Below are 16,610 nucleotides of genomic sequence, written 5' to 3'. Positions count from 1 at the left end.
CGAAAGCATCTGTCCTGACACCTTCACACCGGCCAATTAGACTACGCATCATTCGCTGGCCAACCCGATGGCCGCGCCAGTTCAACAGGAGCAATACGCGATGAAAGCGATCCAGTTCAAAAGCTTCGGCAGCCCGGACGTGCTCGAACACGTCGACCTGCCGCAACCGCAAGCCGACGCGGACAACGCCGTGGTGCGCGTCATGGCCGCCTCGGTCAATCCGAGCGACGTCAAGAACGTCTCCGGCCATTTCGAGCACACCGAGTTGCCGCGCACGCCGGGCCGCGACTTCAGCGGCGTGGTGGTGGGCGGCCCGCAGGAATGGCTCGGCGCCGAAGTGTGGGGCACCGGCGGCGACATCGGCTTCACGCGCGATGGCACGCATGCCGAGTTCATCAAGGTTCCGCTCGCCGCGCTGTCGCGCAAGCCTTCGACGCTCAGCCATGCCGAAGCATCGGCGATCGGCGTGAACTTTGTGGTCGCGTGGCTGGGAACGATGGAGTATGCGCATCTGCAGGCGGGCGAGACCATCGCCGTGATCGGCGCGGGCGGTGGTGTAGGTGGCGCGGTGGTGCAGATCGCGAAGGCGCGCGGCGCGCGTGTGATCGCGGTGGACCGTCATCCGCTGTCGGCGGAATCGCCTGCCGGCAAGCTCGTCGATCACTACGTCCCGTTCGACGACAACGCGACGCAGGCAGTCCGCGCGCTCACGGACGGCGCAGGCGTGGACGTGGTGTACGACAGCGTCGGCGGCGTGGCATTCGAAACCGCGCTGAGTCTGGTCAAGCGCCGGGGCCGCGTACTCGAAATCAGCGGCACGGGCAAACGCCGTGTCGAATTCGATCTGATCGACTTTTATCACAACGAGACGCAACTCCTCGGGGTGGATAGCGCCAAGCTCGGCGTCGCGGAATCGGCGCCCTTGATGAGCGCGCTGGTGGAAGGCTTCGAGAGCGGCAAATTGCAGGCGCCGGCCATCGCGCAGACCTTCACGCTCGAGCGCGCGCGTGAGGCCTATGAAGCGGTAGCGGCCGGCACGCGTGGCCGGGTCGTCATCACCATGCAATGAACACGCGGCGCGGGCACATGGTTGCCCGCGCTGCAACCAGGCACAGACGAACATGAAAGCGTATTTGATTTCGCTCGTGGCCGGCGTGGTGGTCGGCCTGATCTACAGCGTGATGCAGGTGAAGTCGCCGGCGCCGCCCACCGTGGCGCTGGTCGGACTGCTCGGCATGCTGGCCGGCGAGCACGTCATTCCCTTCGTGCGGACGTGGCTCGCGGCCGGCATTCACTGATTCACTCGCCGACTGACTGCGAACCGCCGGCTTCTAGCGCGCCGCGACTCCACTCAGCAGACGGTCGATCGCCACGGCGATTTCATCGACGTGCGTCTCCAGCGCGAAGTGTCCCGTGTCGAGCAACTCGACAATCGCGTCCGGGTTGTCGCGTCGATAGGCGAGCGCGCCCGGCGGAATGAAGAACGGATCGTGCTTGCCCCAGATCGCCAGAGTGGGCGGCCTGAACTCGCGGAAAAATGCCTGAAACGCGGGATAAAGTTTCAGGTTCGACGCGTAGTCGAGCACGAGATCAAGCTGGATTTCCTTGCCGCCCGGCCGTTCGAACAGAAACGTGTCGAGCGTGTAGGACTCCGGCGCCACATCGTCCGGATTCGGCACACCGTGCGTGTATTGCCAACGCGTGCCGTCCAGGTTCAGCACGGCGTCGTGAATCACCTGACGGTTCTCCGGCGTCGGGTCGGCCCAGTACGCGCGAATCGGATCCCACGCGTCGCCCAGACCCTCTTCATAGGCATTGCCGTTTTGCGACACGAGCGCCGTGACGCGCTCCGGATGCGCGAGCGCCAGCCGAAAGCCGACCGGCGCGCCATAGTCGAACACGTACAGCGCGTAACGCTCCAGCTTCAACGCATCGACGAAGGCCACCGCCGTTTGCGCAAGTCCGTCGAACGTGTAGGTGTAACGGCGCTCCGGCGGCACGCGCGTAAAACCGAAGCCGGGTAGATCCGGCGCGATCACGCGATACCGCGTCGCCAGGCGCGGCATCAGCTCGCGAAACATATGCGACGACGCCGGATAACCGTGCAGCAGCAACAGCACAGGCGCATCGGCGGGACCGGCTTCCCGATAGAACACCTCGACGCCGTCGACTTCGACACGCTTGTAGGCGACGCGCGGGATGACGGGTAAAGCGGCTGGGGACGGCGACGAATTCGGCATGGCGTGCTCCACGAAGGGTATGAGGACCGGCGCGGCTGCCGGTCCGTGAAATTCGCTGGACGAGAAACCTTTAAAAAACTCAATTTACGGTTACAGAATAGCCCGACCAAGTAACTTGTCAAATTTATTTTTGAAGGTTACAAAAAGATGCTGTCTCGCGTGGCCGTCGTCGCACGCCCTTTTCCGCCGGTGCGCGTCACACGATAAGATTGAGGCCGCCAGTCCCGCACGCCGGTTACACCGCGTGGCGCGGGCCTCATAAGAAAAGCATCGCCTCGGAGAAACGGATGTCTGAAGAATATGAAGTGCATGGTCTGCACGACCATGCCGTCGAGCACGCCGGTCACCACGACGCGGACCCCTTCGCGAGCCGCATGGCCGTGATGACGGCGATTCTCGCGACCATCGGCGCGCTGTGCGCGTATCAAAGCGGCAATAGCGAAAACCTCGCGCTGTACTACAAGAACGAGGCGGCCATCAAGAAAACCGAAGCATCGAATCAATGGAATTATTACCAGGCGAAGGGCGAAAAGCAGAACCTGGCCGAACTCGGCGCGGCCTTGTCGGCGAGTAACGCAGACGCGCACGCCAAGTTCGCCGCCGACGTCGACAAGTACAAGCAGCAGAAGGAACCGATCCGCGCGAAAGCCGAAGCGATCGAAAAAGAAGTGGTGGACGCGGACGCGAAGAGCGAAGAACTGCTGCACGGCCATCACCGCTGGGCGCAGGCAACCACGTTGATCCAGGTGGCGATTGCGCTGAGCGCGATCACCTTGCTCACGCGCAAGAAGTGGCTGCGCAATCTGTCGTTCGTGGTGGCGGCCGCTGGTGTCGTGACGGGCGCGGTGGCGTTTTTCTCGGCCTGACGCCGGGGCAGTCGAGTGAGTAGGGCAAGTTTCAGGAGTGAAGTGTGGTCGATGGTGCAGCGGTTTTAGGTGTGTTTTCTGTGTACGTGGCCGGCGTGGTGATTCCGGGGCCGAACTTCGTCGCGGTCGCGCACAAGGCGGCATCGGCCACACGCGTCGAAGCACTCGCCGTGGTGGCGGGCATCGTGCTGGTCAATCTGTTCTGGGCGAGTTGCGCAATTCTCGGCGTGGGTATCGTGTTCGCCGCGTTTCCGTGGCTCGCGCTCGCCGTCAGGGTGGCCGGTGCGGGCTACCTGATCTGGTTCGGCGGACGCTTGATCGTCAACGCGTCGGCAGGCAAACCGATGCAGGCCGGACGACCTGTCGCGGGCGGTTTCCGTCAGTCGTTCGCGCAAGGCTTCGCGACCAACATTGCGAATCCGAAGTCGATGGCGTTTTTCGCCGCGGTGTTTTCGTCGGCGGCGCCCGCGCATGTGGGCGTGGGCACGTTTGTCGCGATGCTCGGCATGGTGTGCGTGGTGGCGGGCGGCTGGTACAGCTTCGTGGCGCTCACACTGTCGCACGCGCGCATTGCCATCGGCTACCGGCGTCGCAAGGCGTGGATCGACCGCTTGTGCGGCGGTCTGATCGTCGCGCTCGGCGTGCGGCAATTGATCCGCTAGACCGGTTCGACGACGCGTTCGCGGCATAGTCAGGCGAGCTAGCCAGGCGCGCGCCTTCAGCCTGGCAGACCCTGCGCTCGCTCCAGCAGTAACTCGCGTTCGCGCGCATTGCGCGTCATGTTCGCGGCGCGCTCGAACTCCGCGCGCGCTTCCTCCACGCGGCCGAGTTTTGCGAGCAGGTCGCCGCGCACGCTCGGCAGCCAGTGGTAGTGCGCAAGCGCGGCATCGGCGGCGAGTCCGTCGACAATCTCCAGCCCGGCCGCCGGCCCGAACGCCATGCCCACCGCCACGGCCCGATTCAACGCCACGACCGGCGACGGCGCGACCTGCGCCAGCACGTCGTAGAACGCCACGATCTGCGCCCAATCGGTGTCTTCGGCGCGACGAGCCCGCGCGTGACACGCGGCCAGCGCAGCCTGCAGCGCATAGGGCCCGCTCGCGCCGCCGAGCGCCTGCGCGCTGGCCAGCGCCGCCAGTCCGCGACGAATCAGCAGCGGGTCCCAACGGCTGCGATCCTGGTCGAGCAACAGCACGGGGCGTCCCTGCGCGTCGGTGCGCGCGCGGGTGCGCGAAGCCTGAATCTCCATCAGCGCGACGAGTCCGTGGACCTCGCTTTCGTCCGGCACCAGACCCGACAACACACGCCCCAGCCGCAGCGCTTCCTCGCACAGCGCGGGACGCATCCAGTCGTCGCCGCCGGTGGCCGAATAGCCTTCGTTGAAAATCAGATAGATCACCTGCAGCACCGACGCCAGCCGCGCCGCGCGCGCGTCCGCCTGCGGCACTTCGAACGGCACCTTGGCCGCCGACAGCGTGCGTTTCGCCCGCACGATACGTTGCGCGATGGTCGGCTCGGGCACGAGAAAGGCACGCGCGATTTCTTCGGTGGTGAGACCGCCGAGCAGACGCAAGGTCAGCGCGACTCGCGCATCCGTGGAGAGCACGGGATGACAGGCCGTGAACACGAGACGCAGCAGATCGTCGCCGATATCGTCGGCACGCGCGGCGTCGAGACCGTCGACGAAATCCGGTACGAGGTGCGCCTCCCGTGCATCGAGATCGTGACCGAGTTCTTCGCGCTTGCGCGCATGCAGCGCTTCCTGCCGCAGGCGGTCGAGCGCGCGGTTTTTGGCGGTCGCCATCAGCCATGCCCCCGGGTTGTCGGGCACACCCGCGTCCGGCCAATGTTCGAGCGCCGCGACGAGCGCGTCTTGAGCAAGCTCCTCGGCGAGCCCCACGTCGCGCACGATCCGCGCGACGTGAGCGATGACCTTGGCGGACTCGATCCGCCAGACGGCTTCGATGGCACGGTGAGTGGCCGGTATCGTCACGGCGTCAGCTCGCCGCTCTGGCGTTCGTGTCCATGTGGATCAGCTCCCAGATGTGTCCGTCGATATCCTCGAAGCCGTGGCCGTACATGAACCCGTAGTCTTGCGGCGCGCGCGGCACGCTGCCGCCGGCGGCCAGCGCTTTCGCGACCAGCGCGTCCACTTCGCCACGGCTTTCGCACGACAGCCCCACCAGCACCTCGGTACTCTCCTGCGGGTTGCACAGCGGTTTGCGCGTGAACGACCGGAAGAGATCCTTGACCAGCAGCATGGCGTAGAGGTTGTCGCCGAGCACGAGGCAGGCGGCCTTGTCGTTGGTGAACTGCGCGTCGAAGCTGAAACCGAGCGCGTTGAAGAATGCCTTCGAGCGTTCGAGATCGCTCACGGCGAGATTGACGTAAATCTGCTTGTGCATGATGAAGTCCGTTTTCGAAGGGCGAGTTGCGTAGGCTGTGCGCGGCGGCGGGCTCAATCGGCGCGGCGCGGCGCAGTCGCATCGTTCGCATCGTTCGCGTCGTTCGCGTCGTTCGCCTCACTTGCATCGCGGGTGTGCGCCGTGTCGGAGGCAGGCGGGAAGTCCTCGGGTTCGAGCAACTGACGCACTTCGATTTCGCCCTCGGCGGCTTCGCCGAACGGTGAAGGAAACCGCCGCGCCCACTCCATCGCTTCTTCACGCGAACGCACCTGGATCAGCGTGTAGCCTGCAATCAGATTGCGAGGCTCGGCAAACGGTCCGTCGATCACGGTGCGCTTGCCGCCGCTGAAGCGAATGCGCCAGCCCTTCGCGCTCGGTTGCAGTCCGGTTGCGTCGAGCAGCACGCCGGCCCTAGCAAGGTCGTCGTGATAGGCGTCCATTGCATCGAACAGCGCTGGTTCCGGCGGAACACCGGCTTCGCTGACCGCCGTTGCCTTGACTATGATCATGAATCGCATCGCGCTGACTCCCGGTGGTAATGAGCGGCGACTTTGCCAGCCTCACTCTCACGACGCGCGATGCCGTGCCCGATCGACACCCGCTCGACACCTTTTTTCAGCCGCCAGGGAAAACCCCGAAGTGGCTGCGGCACGTATCGGCAAGCGGACTATTCGAAACACGGCCCGAGCTTGCGCACTTCGACCGTACACCACGACGCCGCCGGACAAGCCTGCGCAATCGCCACGGCTTCTTCGCGCGTCTCGCAGTTCAGCAGGAAGAAGCCGCCGATCATTTCCTTGGCTTCGGCAAACGGTCCGTCGAGCAGCTTCGGTTGACCGTCGCGCACCTGAACGCGGACGGCGTCGGTGGACGCGAGCGATTCGACCGCCAGCAGTTTGCCGCGCTCCTTCAGACCGTTCGCGAAACGCACCATCTGATCGTAGACTTCGCGCCCCTTGGTCTCGCCGCGTTCGACGCGTTGATTTGGGGGTTCGACGATGAGCAGCATGTAGGACATGGTGTCTCCATGAGTGGCGCACGAGGAAAAAAACGCGCTTGCGAACGGCTTTCGAGAGGCAGTCTAGCAAGCGCGCCTCGCCCCCGCAAACCCGTTTCGGCCCTGACGTGCAGCACAGTCGCGCAACTTACGGAGAGTCGTAATACGAACGCGGCATGACGATTGCTTGGTCAGGATATCGACATAAATCGAAGGTGAAAAAAATGCGGAATCGAACTGGTTTGGGACTCGCCGCCATCACGCTGGCCTTGCTCGCGCTGACGACCGGATGCACCGTCGGCGGCGCGGCAGCGGGCGGCGTCATCGGTAACGAAGCGACCAATCACAGCGCGGTCGGGACGGTTGGCGGCGCAGTGGCAGGCGGGGTGATCGGCCACGAACTCGGCAAGTAATCCATGCGCGCCCGGCGCACAGATACGGGTCGACCATGACGGGACTCTCTTCGAGGTCCCGTCATATTTTTTTGCGTATTGAACGCGCGTTTATCGACTCGCTTTTATCCACTCGCTTTTATCCACCCACTACCACGAACTGAGCGGGATTAATTCAAGCGTCGATTACACGCCACGCCAGGCAGACGTCTAACCCGTCGCGACGACACAACTCCCCGGCTTTGCAGTATTCTCCCAACGCGCGAAAGCCGCTGTGGACCTGCCAGCTGCGCGCACTGCGCCGATCATTACCCTCGCGTTTCATCGTGCGAGCGAAGCGCAATAAAGCAGCCAGAATGACCGGCATTCATCGCCAGCAAAAAAACGAATTGCACATTAAGACATCGGGGATATTCATGCGTCGATCCTTCACGCGCACGGGCATGGCGGCCGCCGCGGCGTTTGCTTTCATCCAACTCAGCGGCTGCGGCGGCGACAGCGGCTCCGGCGCGGGTTCGAGCAGCACGCCGGCCGTGACGGCCACGGCGGTGGGCGGCACGGTGGCGAGCGGCAGCGCGCTGGCAGGCGCCGGCATCACGCTGATCGACGCGACCGGCACGCAAGCCACGGCCACGGCCGACGCACAAGGCGCGTACTCGATCTCCGTGAAGGGCATGACCGCGCCGTTCCTGATCGTCGCCACCGACGCCAACGGCATCTCCGCACCGCTCTATTCCGTGCTCGCCAAACTGCCGACGGGCACCGCGCCCGCCGTCGTCAACGTGACTTCGCTGACCACCGCGATCACCGCGATGCTGACGGCGTCCGGCAATCCAAACGATCTCGCCGTGAGCACGGCGCTCGCTAAAGTCACGCTGCCTTCGGTGCAGATCGCCACCATCACGCTCGACACGATGCTCGCGAGCATCCTCGCGCAGAACGGCATCCAGATGTCCGGCTTCGATCCGATCGGCAACGCCTTCACGCCGAATCACACGGGCGCGGACGCCGTGATCGATACGGTCTCGCTGGTGTCGGCGGCAAATGGCGGCTTGTTGCTGGTGTCGAATGCCGCGCCCGGCACCACTGTCGGGTTGAACAGCAAAACGGTGCAAGGCGTGACACTCGCCGCGCCGCCGGCCGCCGCCAACTACCTCGAACCGCTCGCCACGCTGCTGACCAACTGCGCCGCAAGCGGCACGCTGAACGCAGCGTGCTCGCCGGCAATCGATTCCACCTTCCTCGACAACGGCTCGACCGATCTGGCCGTCGGCCACGGCTCGACCGACGCGGACTTCGCCAGCGCCATTTTCGGTTCGCCGAAAACGCTCGCGTTCTTCACGAAGAATGGCAAACAGCAGGCGCTCGTGCAACTGCCGTTCACGATTCCCGGCGTGTCGAGCGGCGTGCTCTATACCATCGCGCAACAACTCGCGGCGCCGGTCACGCTGGCGAACGGCACGCAACTCGGCTGGGACCTCGTCGGCAATCAGTCGCAATTCGCGGCGTCGATCATGTCGCAGATCCAGCGCCGCACGTTCCTCGATTCGCGTCCGAACGACATCAACCGCTACGAGTCCGGCCTCGCGATTTCGATTCCCACTGCGTCGAATCCGACGGTGTACTCGGCGTCGGTCAGCGGCCCCGGCCTGAACGGCTCGATCTGGCTGACGCGGCGCAATGCGCTGGGTAGCAGTTCGCTGGGTCTGTCCGACCTCGCGCTCAGCGGGCCGCCGGTGTCGCCCGCCACCACCAGCAGCAACACGTCGCTGTATCGCTGGTCATGGCAGTCGCTCACGTCGTCCACGTTCACGCCGGCAGCGAGCGGCTACTACTCGACCACCTCGATCGACGCGAGCACCGTGCCGCTCTATTCGAGCTACACCGTGACCTTCTACGACAGCACCGGCGCACAGCTCGGTCAGTCGTCGATCATGAATCCGGGCAGCCCGTTGAGCGCGGCGGCAGGCAGCACCGTGCCGTGGCCCTCGCTGCTGATGGACACCGGCACCATCGGATTCCTCACGCCGAACGGCTCGCTGGCCGGCGAGCAATATGCGATGAGCCTGACGTGGTCGAGTCTCATCAACTCGCAGAATCTCGCGTATCCGGTGACATCCGTGCAGATTCAGGCGTATCCGGGAACGGCTTCGGGTTCGACCACGGAAGTGGACGGCTTCTCGGTCGGCGCGCCGAACAACACCACGTTCGGCCAGTATCAGACCACGGTTCATTCCGGCGTGAACGCACAAGGCGTGACGACCTGCACGAACTGCCCGTTCCCCGCGCTGACCGCGGGTGGCTCGCGGCTCGTGCAACTGGGCGGCGGCCGCAACGGAACATCGTTCTTCGACATCACGAAGTACAACGACTAATCAGGCCGACCGCATCGCACGGACGATGCACGCAGCAGAAAACGCCCCGCAGGGGCGTTTTCTGTTTGGCATGTCATGATGTCAATCAACGAACAGGAATAGCGGCCATCGGCCGCCAAGAGCGCGGGAGGTCGAAATGACAGATGACAGCGGAGTGGAACACAACGCCGGGGCGGCGCAGGCATCGCTGCAGACCCTTGCCGGGTATCTGGAGCGCGCGCTCGACCGTGCGACGAGTGTCGTGCTGACGCGACCCAGCGCAGACGTCTGCCTCGTCTATCTCGGCGATCCCTCGGGTCTGCCCGAAGACCTGAAGCAGGTCGGCACGATGGCGACCTCGATGGCAAACGCCATACTCGAATCGACGAATTCGGGCGCCAACCACATGCAGATCGGCGACGAGACATACCGTTTCGTGCGCACCTTTACGCAGATCGGCGACGAAGCGGCGGTGGTCTTCTCCGCGGACTAGGCGCAACGTTTGCTTCGTTGCCAACGTACTACGCCCGTTGAAAGGAGAACTCGTGCGTTTCAGAAATACTTTTCCGATGCTGCTTTGTCTCACGGCGCTGGCTTCGACCGGCGCGCAAGCAAGCGACATCCAGTGCGCGACGACCCGTCAACCCGCCGAGCGCGTCATCTGCGATCACGCCATTCTGAACAACGAGTACGACGACATCGTCGCCCAGCAGCAAGCCATGCTCGGCGCGGGCAAATTGTCTGCGGGACAGCTCGCCCAATGGCGACAGGCGCGCAACGCCTGCACCGACGTCCATTGCATCGACACCGTGTTCGCGCAATGGAAAGCGATGGCGAAACCCGTCGCGGCCAATGGTCTCGCGGCACAGGCACCGGCGATGGCATCCGCGACGGCGCTGGCGCCCGTGGGTCCGACGTCCGACGCGTATGCGGCCGCCTCCATGAGTAGCACGGCGTCGGCGGCACTGGCATCGCCTACGTCCGAGGCGTCGCTGGTGCGTCAGGGCAGTGCGGCAGGGGTGGCGCTTCCGCAACCGGTCGACCCGCCGGCCTCGTCAGCGTCGGAAGTCGCGCAGTCGGCTTCGAGCGCCGCGCCATCTGCTGGCGGCTCGGGATCGTCGGCGGGATGGCTGGTGCTCGTGGCGGTCGCGGTTGCGCTCGGCGCATTCGTCTATCGTCGCAAGAGGCGCGACGGCACGCGTTGACGCCTCACCGGGCCGTCGCTTTCGAGGGACGGTCTTGCGCCTCGCGAACTCTCTCCTCGAGCCACACGACGGCGTTGAGCGCGGCAGCCAGGGCGTCTTCCCTCGAAGGAAAAACCACGCCTGAATAAAACTGGACTGGCGTCCAGATTCCCCGGTCTTCGACATCGCGCCGGAATTCTTCGAACCCGTACGTGTTGTCGGTTCGCAGGAAGAGGTCGACACAACGGTCGTGCTCGGCGTTCTCGATGCTCTCGAAGACCAGCCAGGATTTGTCGATACGTGATGACATTCCAGGTTCTCCCCCTTCTCCACGGTTGTTCCGGCGCCGGCTGTCGCCCAATGCCGGCGCGGCCGCGAGCATTGTTCGGTCTGCAGCAATTGTGATTTCACGCTATCGGTATAGAAAAAAGATAGGCGACGCCTAAACTGACTCTTGTCGGCGGCGCGTACCACTTTACCGCCGCCCCCTGAAATCCTGCTGGAGAGTGATCATGAAATCCAAAGTTATCGCAGCCTTGCTGATTGCAGCTACCACGTCGTTCGCTGTTCCTGCCTTCGCAAGCGGTTATGGCCCGGCACCGTTCTACCGTCCTTCCGTCGGCGCGCCGGCATCGCAGCATGGCCAGAACGCACAGACTGTTGCTGCCGAGCGTCACGACTCGGTCGGCTCGGTCAACAGCTCGTACGGTGGCGTGGTGTCGTCCACCTCGGAATCCGGCGTCCGTCACTCGGACGACTCGGTTGCCCGCGTGTACAACGGTCACTGATTGAACGGATATCGGGCGGTTGCGGCAGCAAAGAGGTAATCGACATGTTGAAGATTCTGGAAGGTGCCGCGGGAATTGGCGCGCTGCTCGTGTATCTCGCTCCCGCCATGATTGCGGACGCGAGAGAGCGCAAAGATGCGTTCGTCGTGACGCTGGTGAATATCCTGCTCGGCTGGACGGTGATCGGCTGGTTCGCCGCGCTGTTCTGGGCGCGGCATCCGGTGAGCAACCGCAGTTTGAGGCAATTCGCGAAGCGGGCACAACGCAGGGCGGCAAGGGCGACGATCAATGCCCTCGTGGCCCGGGTGGAAGGCCGGGCCGGCGCGATTCCCATGTTGAACCGGCGTCTGGTGCCGATCGTTGCGCGCATCGATATGAGCATGCGTCATCGGGCCAAAGGCTGATTGTCGGCGACGGAGCGATGCTCCGTCCCACGTAAATTTGTGGAGATTGAAAATGGAAGTGCCAGTTACCGAGGAGCAAATCCAGACGCTCGCGTTCTACCTTTGGGAACAGGATGGAAGCCCCGAAGGCCGCTCGCAAGAGTATTGGGAAAAAGCGTGGCAGCAACTAGGCGTGGGCGCGGTCCACTCCTGACATCACGATCGACCTTTGAGCGTGAACGGCGCAAGCAGCGACTGCACGTCGACCTGCTGGCCTTGCAGAAGCAGCAGGCGCGCGTGGAGCACGGTGTTTTCGAGTACGAGTTTGGCGGTGCTAAGCAGATAAAGCGCGTGAATGTCGGACACCGACATATCGCCGGACTCGACACGATGATGGCGCTCCACGAGCGAGCTGATGACGAGGCGCCGCAGTTCCTGTTCCCCAAAGGGCAGATCGGCGTAATCGATAGGGTCGTCGGCCTCGACTTCCTTTAGCAGATCCACCAGCGTTTCGGTGCTTACATTCATGGCGTCGGCTCCTTGTTGTGATTAAGGTAAAGCCAGGCAACGTCATCCAGCACGTTCAGACTAACGGTTCTATTTGTGGGCGTCCAGTAGGCGACACTCGCGGGCGTTGTGTTCTGGTCGATTCTCTTTGCGTGGAATGGAGTAACTCGCGTCCCAATGAAAAATGCCCCTGACAGGGGCATTTTCTTTTCTGCGTTGTCCGGCACCGATGAACACGCCGGCCGAGACTTGCTCGTACCGGCGGCTATCCAGTCAGCCCCTGGATCACGCCGTGGCTTCGGCCACCGCCTGAATACGCGCCGAGCGCATCAGACCTTCGATCATCTTCGCTTCCGCGCTGGCGATCTCGCTCAGCGACGCAACCGCCAGTTGCGCATCCAGAATCGCCAAAGCGGTACACAGGCGTTCGTATTCGCTTTCCGTGACGACCCAGCCTTCGCCCTGCTGTTCACGCGCGTCGAGTTGCACCATCGCCGCGTGAGCGCGTTCGACGTCGCCGAGCAGGTCTTCACCGAGACCGAGCAGCGCCAGTTCCTGCGACACCAGCAAATGCCGGCTCAAGGTCATGTGCAGATCGCGCGAGCCGTGGCCGCGCTGGAATGCGTCGAGTGCTGCATAGCATTGCAAAAGCATCGCCTCGGTGACCGGCTCGTGCGCGGTGCGGCTATAGGTCAGCGCGCGCAACAACGGGGACATGGCCGGCTGGGTATGCTTGCGGACTCGCGATTTATTCGACATATCGATTCAACCTCCTTCGCTAACTCTCGGCGTTGCCACCGAACTCTATGCTGTCCGGCGACCACTGCCGCCGATACGTCGGCGGCTTGACAGGCTCTAACCTGAGTCTGTGTAGCCATCATGGCAAGCAACAATTAAGACAAACTTAAACGCGCTCAGTCTCGCACACACGCGCATTTCTTGCCGGTGGCGTGCTGTCGCGCGATCGCACCCGCACGCGCGGGCCGCAAAAAGACAAGGCTGCGATATGGGTTCGAATTTCCACCACACAAGTGCCGATGCACGGCGATGACAAAAAAAAGCCCTGTTCCCGCGGGGGACAGGGCCGGACAGGATGGAAGAGTCATGCAGGCGCGTGGATGCTTGCCGACTTATACCCACCAAAAAACGATTGAAGCTGTTGCTACGTCAACTGCAATTTCAACATCGACTGGTGTTTCCACTTCAACTGCTGTTTCCACTTCAACTGCTGTTTCAAATCGACAACCACCCAATTTCAACCGGTGCATCAAATTCACTTCTACCGCGACTTCAACGACAACTGCTAACAGCCTGGTCCTTCGCCTTCAACATCACCTTGGTACAACAATCCCCTGCTGCTTTGCGCGCATCGCGCCCGATCACTGCTGCTGCGATTGCGCGTCATTCGATTGCTTCGACTGCCTGTTGCTTTTACTGCATCGCCGCACTGGACAACCACGGCGCACTGCCATCAACGGTACGGTTCAAAACAACGCGGGGGAAGACCGCGCCGATGGCACTCGGTGATTTGTCGCGCCATGGAAAACAGTTTATGTGAGCGAGCCCAAAGGCAATTGGGCGAAGCGAGGGGAATAGAGCGGTCAGTTTGCCGAATCGGCGTGGAGCCGAGGATTCGTCTGATGTGCAGAATAAAAAGGCGTCAAAACGGAGGCGGCCGAACAGCCGTTTCAACCGGTGAAACGGCCTGACTATCCGGATTCGCCGTGCGGCCGGAGCGCGTCAGGCGCGCGCTGCACGCACGGCGTTCATTTTCAGTGTTGCGTCGTCGATGCGCCGCCGGTCCGTCAGCCGCGCGCGGCGAAATCGGCAATTGTCAGCGTGACCCTTTCGCCGGGCCGCGCGAGCATCTTGCGCTCAGCGACGGCGGTGATGCGCTTGCGTCCGTCTGCGAAGGTTTTCAGTATCCGGTCTTCTCCGGCGCCGCGTTGCAGCCAGAAATGCTGTTCGAGTGCCTCGCGCGTCACGACACATTCGAAGTCGCGGCCTCGCGTCGAAAGCTGGAAAATCACCGTGCGTCCGTCCGCCGAGACGCTGGGTTCAAACTCGATAATCTCCATGGCCCACCTCGCAAAGTTCGTTATGCCATTCGCCGTTTCTGAACGAACGACACCGGAAAAAACTGAAGACCTGCGCACTCACGCCAGCGCCAGAACCGGCGCCTTTCCGCTGATGAAACCAGCCGGCGCGTAGTCCGCCAGACGCACGGGACCGCTCAACCAGCGCGGACGCCGCGCGCAAAATTCGCTCAGCAACGTGCTCAATCCCTGTGTCATGGCCTGAGCGCCGCGCGGCACGCCGCGTGACGCCGACGAGATCGCGAGCCACGAATGCGGCGGCCGCATCTCGTGACACACGCCATACACATCGGAGAATCGCAGACAGCCGGTGTCGGGATAAAAGACGAGCGTCATCGCTTCGCCATTTGCCCCATGCGTGACAATGTGTGGTTTCGTGTTCAGCATTTTTCGTTGTTATCGCAGGTCGGCGCCATTTCCCAGGCGGCTCGGTGGCTCGACGCTGTGCGTGCGGGCCGACAACCCGCGCGCTCACGTGCCGCGGATGAGGCAAGAGCAAGCTGCATGCCAACGAATGCCGATACGGTGACGCCCACCGCCGCCCGCGCCATTTGCGCAACCCGCAAACCGCATCGGACGCTCGGCAGATCGGCCCGCAACAGGCTGCGAGCGCGACAACACGTGTTTTCCACGCAGACACAAACGGTCTGCGAAAGAGGCCGGCGCGATCATCGCACCGGCCGGCGAGGGCGCAAAACATGATCGTTTGGTAAAAAAGCGCTGCCGGCGCGACAATTCGCGGCCATTCTTACTAGCCGCGTCGACCGGACACGCAACCCGGATGTCCCTCGAAACTGAAAGGACAGTTTTACATGACACGCACGCCGCGCGCGTCGCCGGAAACTCAAGCAGAATGAATGTCTGATAACGACTGAACCGCCACGGACCCGTCATGACCTTCCGCGACACCACCGCCATCGAGAGTTGGCACGCTCACGTTTATTTCGATTCGACCTCACGCGACGCCGCGTGGACCTTCCGCGAGCAGATCGAAGCGCACTGGAACGGCAAACTGCAGATGGGCCGATTTCACGAGCGGCCGGTCGGACCGCATCCCATGTGGTCGTACCAGCTCGCGTTCACGCCGGATCAGTTCGCCGAACTGGTCGGCTGGCTGACGCTGAATCACGGCGCGCTGGACATATTTCTCCACCCGAATACAGGCGACGCCTTGCGCGATCATCGCGACGCCGCCGTGTGGATCGGCCGCTCGCACGAACTCGTGCTCAGCGCATTCCGCTGAGACTTCGCGGCTTCGCGCGGACATTCGCTCACATGTTCGAGTAGGAGCTGCACCAGCCGCGCGCGGCGACCTGTTTGTCGCCGAACAGCGTGCAGCCGCCATAGGCGTCCGTGGTTTTGCCCTGAAACAGCGAGCAGTTCGCGCACGTCTGGCCGGCGGCGTAGTCGGGGAATTTCGCCTTGTCGACCTTCGACGCGTCTTCCTTGTAGCCGACGGCTTGCGCCTTCGGGTCCGACTCGGCGAGCTTGCCGGCGGTGTCGGCGAATGCCGCGGTGGAGAGCGCGAGCGAAGAACCGACACTCACGCTCAGTAACAGGAAATGCCGGCGCGATGTTTTCATTGTGGGTCCGATGCAAAGTGGGGAAATGCGTTAGCGGCGTGACGGCGAATCACTCGATGAAGCGCGTGAACTGCGCCACCGGTTCGCGCTCCGTGCGCAGCGTATTGACCAGCGCGCTTTCGTCGGCGAAACCCAGCGACATGCCGCACACCAGTTGCTCGCCGGGTGGCAAGCCGAGATGCGTGCCGATCAGCCGGTGAAACGGCGTGAAGGCCGCCTGCGGACAGGTGTCCAGGCCACGCCCGCGCGCCGCCGTCATGACGGCCTGCATGAACATGCCGTAGTCGAGCCAGCTGCCGCGTTCCATCATCCGGTCGATCGTGAAGAACAGTCCGACCGGCGCGCCGAAGAAGCGGTAGTTCTGCGCGTGCTGTTCGTGCATGCGCGCCTTGTCGCCCTTTTCGATACCGAGCAGGCCATACAGATCCCAGCCGATCTTGCGGCGACGGTCGATATACGGCGAGACCCACTTGTACGGATAGTACCGATACTCTTCCTGATACAGCGTGTCGCGCTGCGGATCGTCGTAAGCCGCGAGAAGTTCGTGCGAGAGCCGCGCGAGCGCCGCGCCCGTCACGACGTAGACCTTCCAGGGCTGCGTATTGGTGCCCGACGGCGCACGGCTCGCGGCTTCGAGAATGGCCTCGATATCGGCGCGCGGCACCGGCGTAGGAAGAAAAGCGCGAATCGAGCGTCGCGACATCAAGGCGACGTCGACTTCGTTGGCAGGTGTGGTCATTGGCAGCATTCCGGCCGCGCCGGTGGGGTCAGCGCTCTGCGACGATTCTAGCGCGAGGCGCCGCCTTCCCGCTGCG

25 protein-coding genes are annotated in these 16,610 nt (G+C 63.3%); 13 read left to right on the top strand and 12 right to left on the bottom strand.

All coding sequences use genetic code 11. From position 1 onward, the window contains the following. Nucleotides 1-100 precede the first annotated feature (100 nt). Together P3T18_RS29900 and P3T18_RS29895 are read left to right on the top strand one after the other, a co-directional pair. Nucleotides 101-1,069, top strand: a complete 969-nt coding sequence (locus P3T18_RS29900; RefSeq protein WP_429303564.1) for a quinone oxidoreductase family protein — start codon at nt 101-103, stop codon at nt 1,067-1,069. A 52-nt stretch (nt 1,070-1,121) separates the two neighbouring features. Continuing rightward, nucleotides 1,122-1,298 (top strand): DUF1427 family protein, encoded by a 177-nt coding sequence (locus tag P3T18_RS29895; RefSeq protein WP_179740064.1) that lies wholly within the window; start codon nt 1,122-1,124, stop codon nt 1,296-1,298. 33 nt (nt 1,299-1,331) lie between these two features. On the opposite strand, the gene P3T18_RS29890 is transcribed toward P3T18_RS29895, so the two are convergent. After that, nucleotides 1,332-2,240, bottom strand: coding sequence for an alpha/beta fold hydrolase (locus tag P3T18_RS29890; RefSeq protein WP_429303563.1), 909 nt, complete (start codon nt 2,238-2,240; stop codon nt 1,332-1,334). A gap of 287 nt (nt 2,241-2,527) precedes the next feature. On the opposite strand from P3T18_RS29890, the gene P3T18_RS29885 reads away from it, so the two are divergent. Together P3T18_RS29885 and P3T18_RS29880 are read left to right on the top strand one after the other, a co-directional pair. After that, nucleotides 2,528-3,106, top strand: a complete 579-nt coding sequence (locus P3T18_RS29885; RefSeq protein WP_429303562.1) for a DUF4337 domain-containing protein — start codon at nt 2,528-2,530, stop codon at nt 3,104-3,106. Nucleotides 3,107-3,150: 44 nt separating this feature from the next. Then, nucleotides 3,151-3,768, top strand: coding sequence for a LysE family translocator (locus P3T18_RS29880; protein WP_429303561.1), 618 nt, complete (start codon nt 3,151-3,153; stop codon nt 3,766-3,768). Nucleotides 3,769-3,824: 56 nt separating this feature from the next. On the opposite strand, the gene P3T18_RS29875 is transcribed toward P3T18_RS29880, so the two are convergent. From P3T18_RS29875 to P3T18_RS29860, 4 genes are all read right to left on the bottom strand, one after another. Next, nucleotides 3,825-5,099 carry an RNA polymerase sigma factor gene (locus P3T18_RS29875; protein WP_429303560.1) on the bottom strand — a complete coding sequence of 425 codons (1,275 nt, stop codon included), beginning with the start codon at nt 5,097-5,099 and terminating at the stop codon, nt 3,825-3,827. Nucleotides 5,100-5,103: 4 nt separating this feature from the next. After that, nucleotides 5,104-5,511: a VOC family protein gene (locus P3T18_RS29870; protein ID WP_429303559.1), complete on the bottom strand. Its 408-nt coding sequence runs from the start codon at nt 5,509-5,511 to the stop codon at nt 5,104-5,106. Between the two features lie 53 nt (nt 5,512-5,564). Then, entirely contained in the window at nt 5,565-6,029 is a 465-nt protein-coding gene (locus P3T18_RS29865) for a YciI family protein (RefSeq protein ID WP_429303558.1), read from the bottom strand. Nucleotides 6,030-6,178: 149 nt separating this feature from the next. Then, the gene (locus tag P3T18_RS29860) at nt 6,179-6,529 is read right to left on the bottom strand and encodes a YciI family protein (RefSeq protein WP_429303557.1); all 351 of its coding nucleotides are present in this window, start codon (nt 6,527-6,529) and stop codon (nt 6,179-6,181) included. A 203-nt stretch (nt 6,530-6,732) separates the two neighbouring features. Between P3T18_RS29860 and P3T18_RS29855 the strand changes: the two genes are divergently transcribed. The 4 genes from P3T18_RS29855 to P3T18_RS29840 all read left to right on the top strand — a co-directional run bounded on the left by P3T18_RS29855 (nt 6,733) and on the right by P3T18_RS29840 (nt 10,459). Next, the gene (locus tag P3T18_RS29855; protein WP_429303556.1) at nt 6,733-6,921 is read left to right on the top strand and encodes a glycine zipper 2TM domain-containing protein; all 189 of its coding nucleotides are present in this window, start codon (nt 6,733-6,735) and stop codon (nt 6,919-6,921) included. Between the two features lie 395 nt (nt 6,922-7,316). Beyond that, nucleotides 7,317-9,275 carry a hypothetical protein gene (locus tag P3T18_RS29850; protein ID WP_429303555.1) on the top strand — a complete coding sequence of 653 codons (1,959 nt, stop codon included), beginning with the start codon at nt 7,317-7,319 and terminating at the stop codon, nt 9,273-9,275. A gap of 136 nt (nt 9,276-9,411) precedes the next feature. Next, the gene (locus P3T18_RS29845) at nt 9,412-9,747 is read left to right on the top strand and encodes a hypothetical protein (RefSeq protein ID WP_429303554.1); all 336 of its coding nucleotides are present in this window, start codon (nt 9,412-9,414) and stop codon (nt 9,745-9,747) included. A 52-nt stretch (nt 9,748-9,799) separates the two neighbouring features. Next, nucleotides 9,800-10,459: a hypothetical protein gene (locus P3T18_RS29840; RefSeq protein WP_429303553.1), complete on the top strand. Its 660-nt coding sequence runs from the start codon at nt 9,800-9,802 to the stop codon at nt 10,457-10,459. A gap of 4 nt (nt 10,460-10,463) precedes the next feature. Here P3T18_RS29840 and P3T18_RS29835 read toward each other — a convergent pair whose 3' ends face one another. After that, nucleotides 10,464-10,748, bottom strand: a complete 285-nt coding sequence (locus P3T18_RS29835; protein WP_429303552.1) for a hypothetical protein — start codon at nt 10,746-10,748, stop codon at nt 10,464-10,466. Nucleotides 10,749-10,950: 202 nt separating this feature from the next. Here P3T18_RS29835 and P3T18_RS29830 point away from each other — a divergent pair, with 202 nt between their 5' ends. From P3T18_RS29830 to P3T18_RS29820, 3 genes are read left to right on the top strand one after another with little or no spacing between them, the layout of a single operon-like run. After that, a complete protein-coding gene (locus P3T18_RS29830; RefSeq protein WP_429303551.1) occupies nt 10,951-11,226 on the top strand; it encodes a hypothetical protein in 276 nt (91 codons plus the stop codon). 44 nt (nt 11,227-11,270) lie between these two features. Beyond that, complete coding sequence (locus tag P3T18_RS29825; protein WP_429303550.1) at nt 11,271-11,630, top strand: superinfection immunity protein; 360 nt, start codon at nt 11,271-11,273, stop codon at nt 11,628-11,630. Nucleotides 11,631-11,682: 52 nt separating this feature from the next. After that, the gene (locus P3T18_RS29820; protein WP_429303549.1) at nt 11,683-11,823 is read left to right on the top strand and encodes a DUF2934 domain-containing protein; all 141 of its coding nucleotides are present in this window, start codon (nt 11,683-11,685) and stop codon (nt 11,821-11,823) included. 2 nt (nt 11,824-11,825) lie between these two features. Here the strand turns inward: P3T18_RS29820 and P3T18_RS29815 are convergent, their stop codons facing one another. Both P3T18_RS29815 and P3T18_RS29810 read right to left on the bottom strand, forming a co-directional pair. Continuing rightward, complete coding sequence (locus P3T18_RS29815) at nt 11,826-12,137, bottom strand: hypothetical protein (protein ID WP_429303548.1); 312 nt, start codon at nt 12,135-12,137, stop codon at nt 11,826-11,828. 264 nt (nt 12,138-12,401) lie between these two features. Further along, nucleotides 12,402-12,875 (bottom strand): hypothetical protein, encoded by a 474-nt coding sequence (locus P3T18_RS29810; RefSeq protein WP_429303547.1) that lies wholly within the window; start codon nt 12,873-12,875, stop codon nt 12,402-12,404. Between the two features lie 391 nt (nt 12,876-13,266). On the opposite strand from P3T18_RS29810, the gene P3T18_RS29805 reads away from it, so the two are divergent. Continuing rightward, entirely contained in the window at nt 13,267-13,674 is a 408-nt protein-coding gene (locus P3T18_RS29805; protein ID WP_429303546.1) for a hypothetical protein, read from the top strand. Nucleotides 13,675-13,921: 247 nt separating this feature from the next. On the opposite strand, the gene P3T18_RS29800 is transcribed toward P3T18_RS29805, so the two are convergent. Both P3T18_RS29800 and P3T18_RS29795 read right to left on the bottom strand, forming a co-directional pair. After that, nucleotides 13,922-14,194, bottom strand: coding sequence for a DUF1488 domain-containing protein (locus tag P3T18_RS29800; protein ID WP_429303545.1), 273 nt, complete (start codon nt 14,192-14,194; stop codon nt 13,922-13,924). Between the two features lie 78 nt (nt 14,195-14,272). Next, nucleotides 14,273-14,548, bottom strand: coding sequence for a hypothetical protein (locus tag P3T18_RS29795; RefSeq protein ID WP_429303544.1), 276 nt, complete (start codon nt 14,546-14,548; stop codon nt 14,273-14,275). A 556-nt stretch (nt 14,549-15,104) separates the two neighbouring features. On the opposite strand from P3T18_RS29795, the gene P3T18_RS29790 reads away from it, so the two are divergent. Next, nucleotides 15,105-15,455 carry a DOPA 4,5-dioxygenase family protein gene (locus P3T18_RS29790; protein ID WP_429303543.1) on the top strand — a complete coding sequence of 117 codons (351 nt, stop codon included), beginning with the start codon at nt 15,105-15,107 and terminating at the stop codon, nt 15,453-15,455. 28 nt (nt 15,456-15,483) lie between these two features. On the opposite strand, the gene P3T18_RS29785 is transcribed toward P3T18_RS29790, so the two are convergent. Beyond that, complete coding sequence (locus P3T18_RS29785) at nt 15,484-15,795, bottom strand: high-potential iron-sulfur protein (RefSeq protein ID WP_429303542.1); 312 nt, start codon at nt 15,793-15,795, stop codon at nt 15,484-15,486. A gap of 49 nt (nt 15,796-15,844) precedes the next feature. Next, entirely contained in the window at nt 15,845-16,534 is a 690-nt protein-coding gene (locus P3T18_RS29780) for a nitroreductase (protein ID WP_429303541.1), read from the bottom strand. Between the last annotated feature and the right edge of the window lie 76 nt (nt 16,535-16,610).

It is taken from the genome of Paraburkholderia sp. GAS199 (assembly GCF_050436585.1).
In the GTDB taxonomy this organism is placed as follows: domain Bacteria; phylum Pseudomonadota; class Gammaproteobacteria; order Burkholderiales; family Burkholderiaceae; genus Paraburkholderia.
Note: the sequence above shows the minus strand (reverse complement) of the source record. Positions and strands in the feature narration are given on the sequence as shown.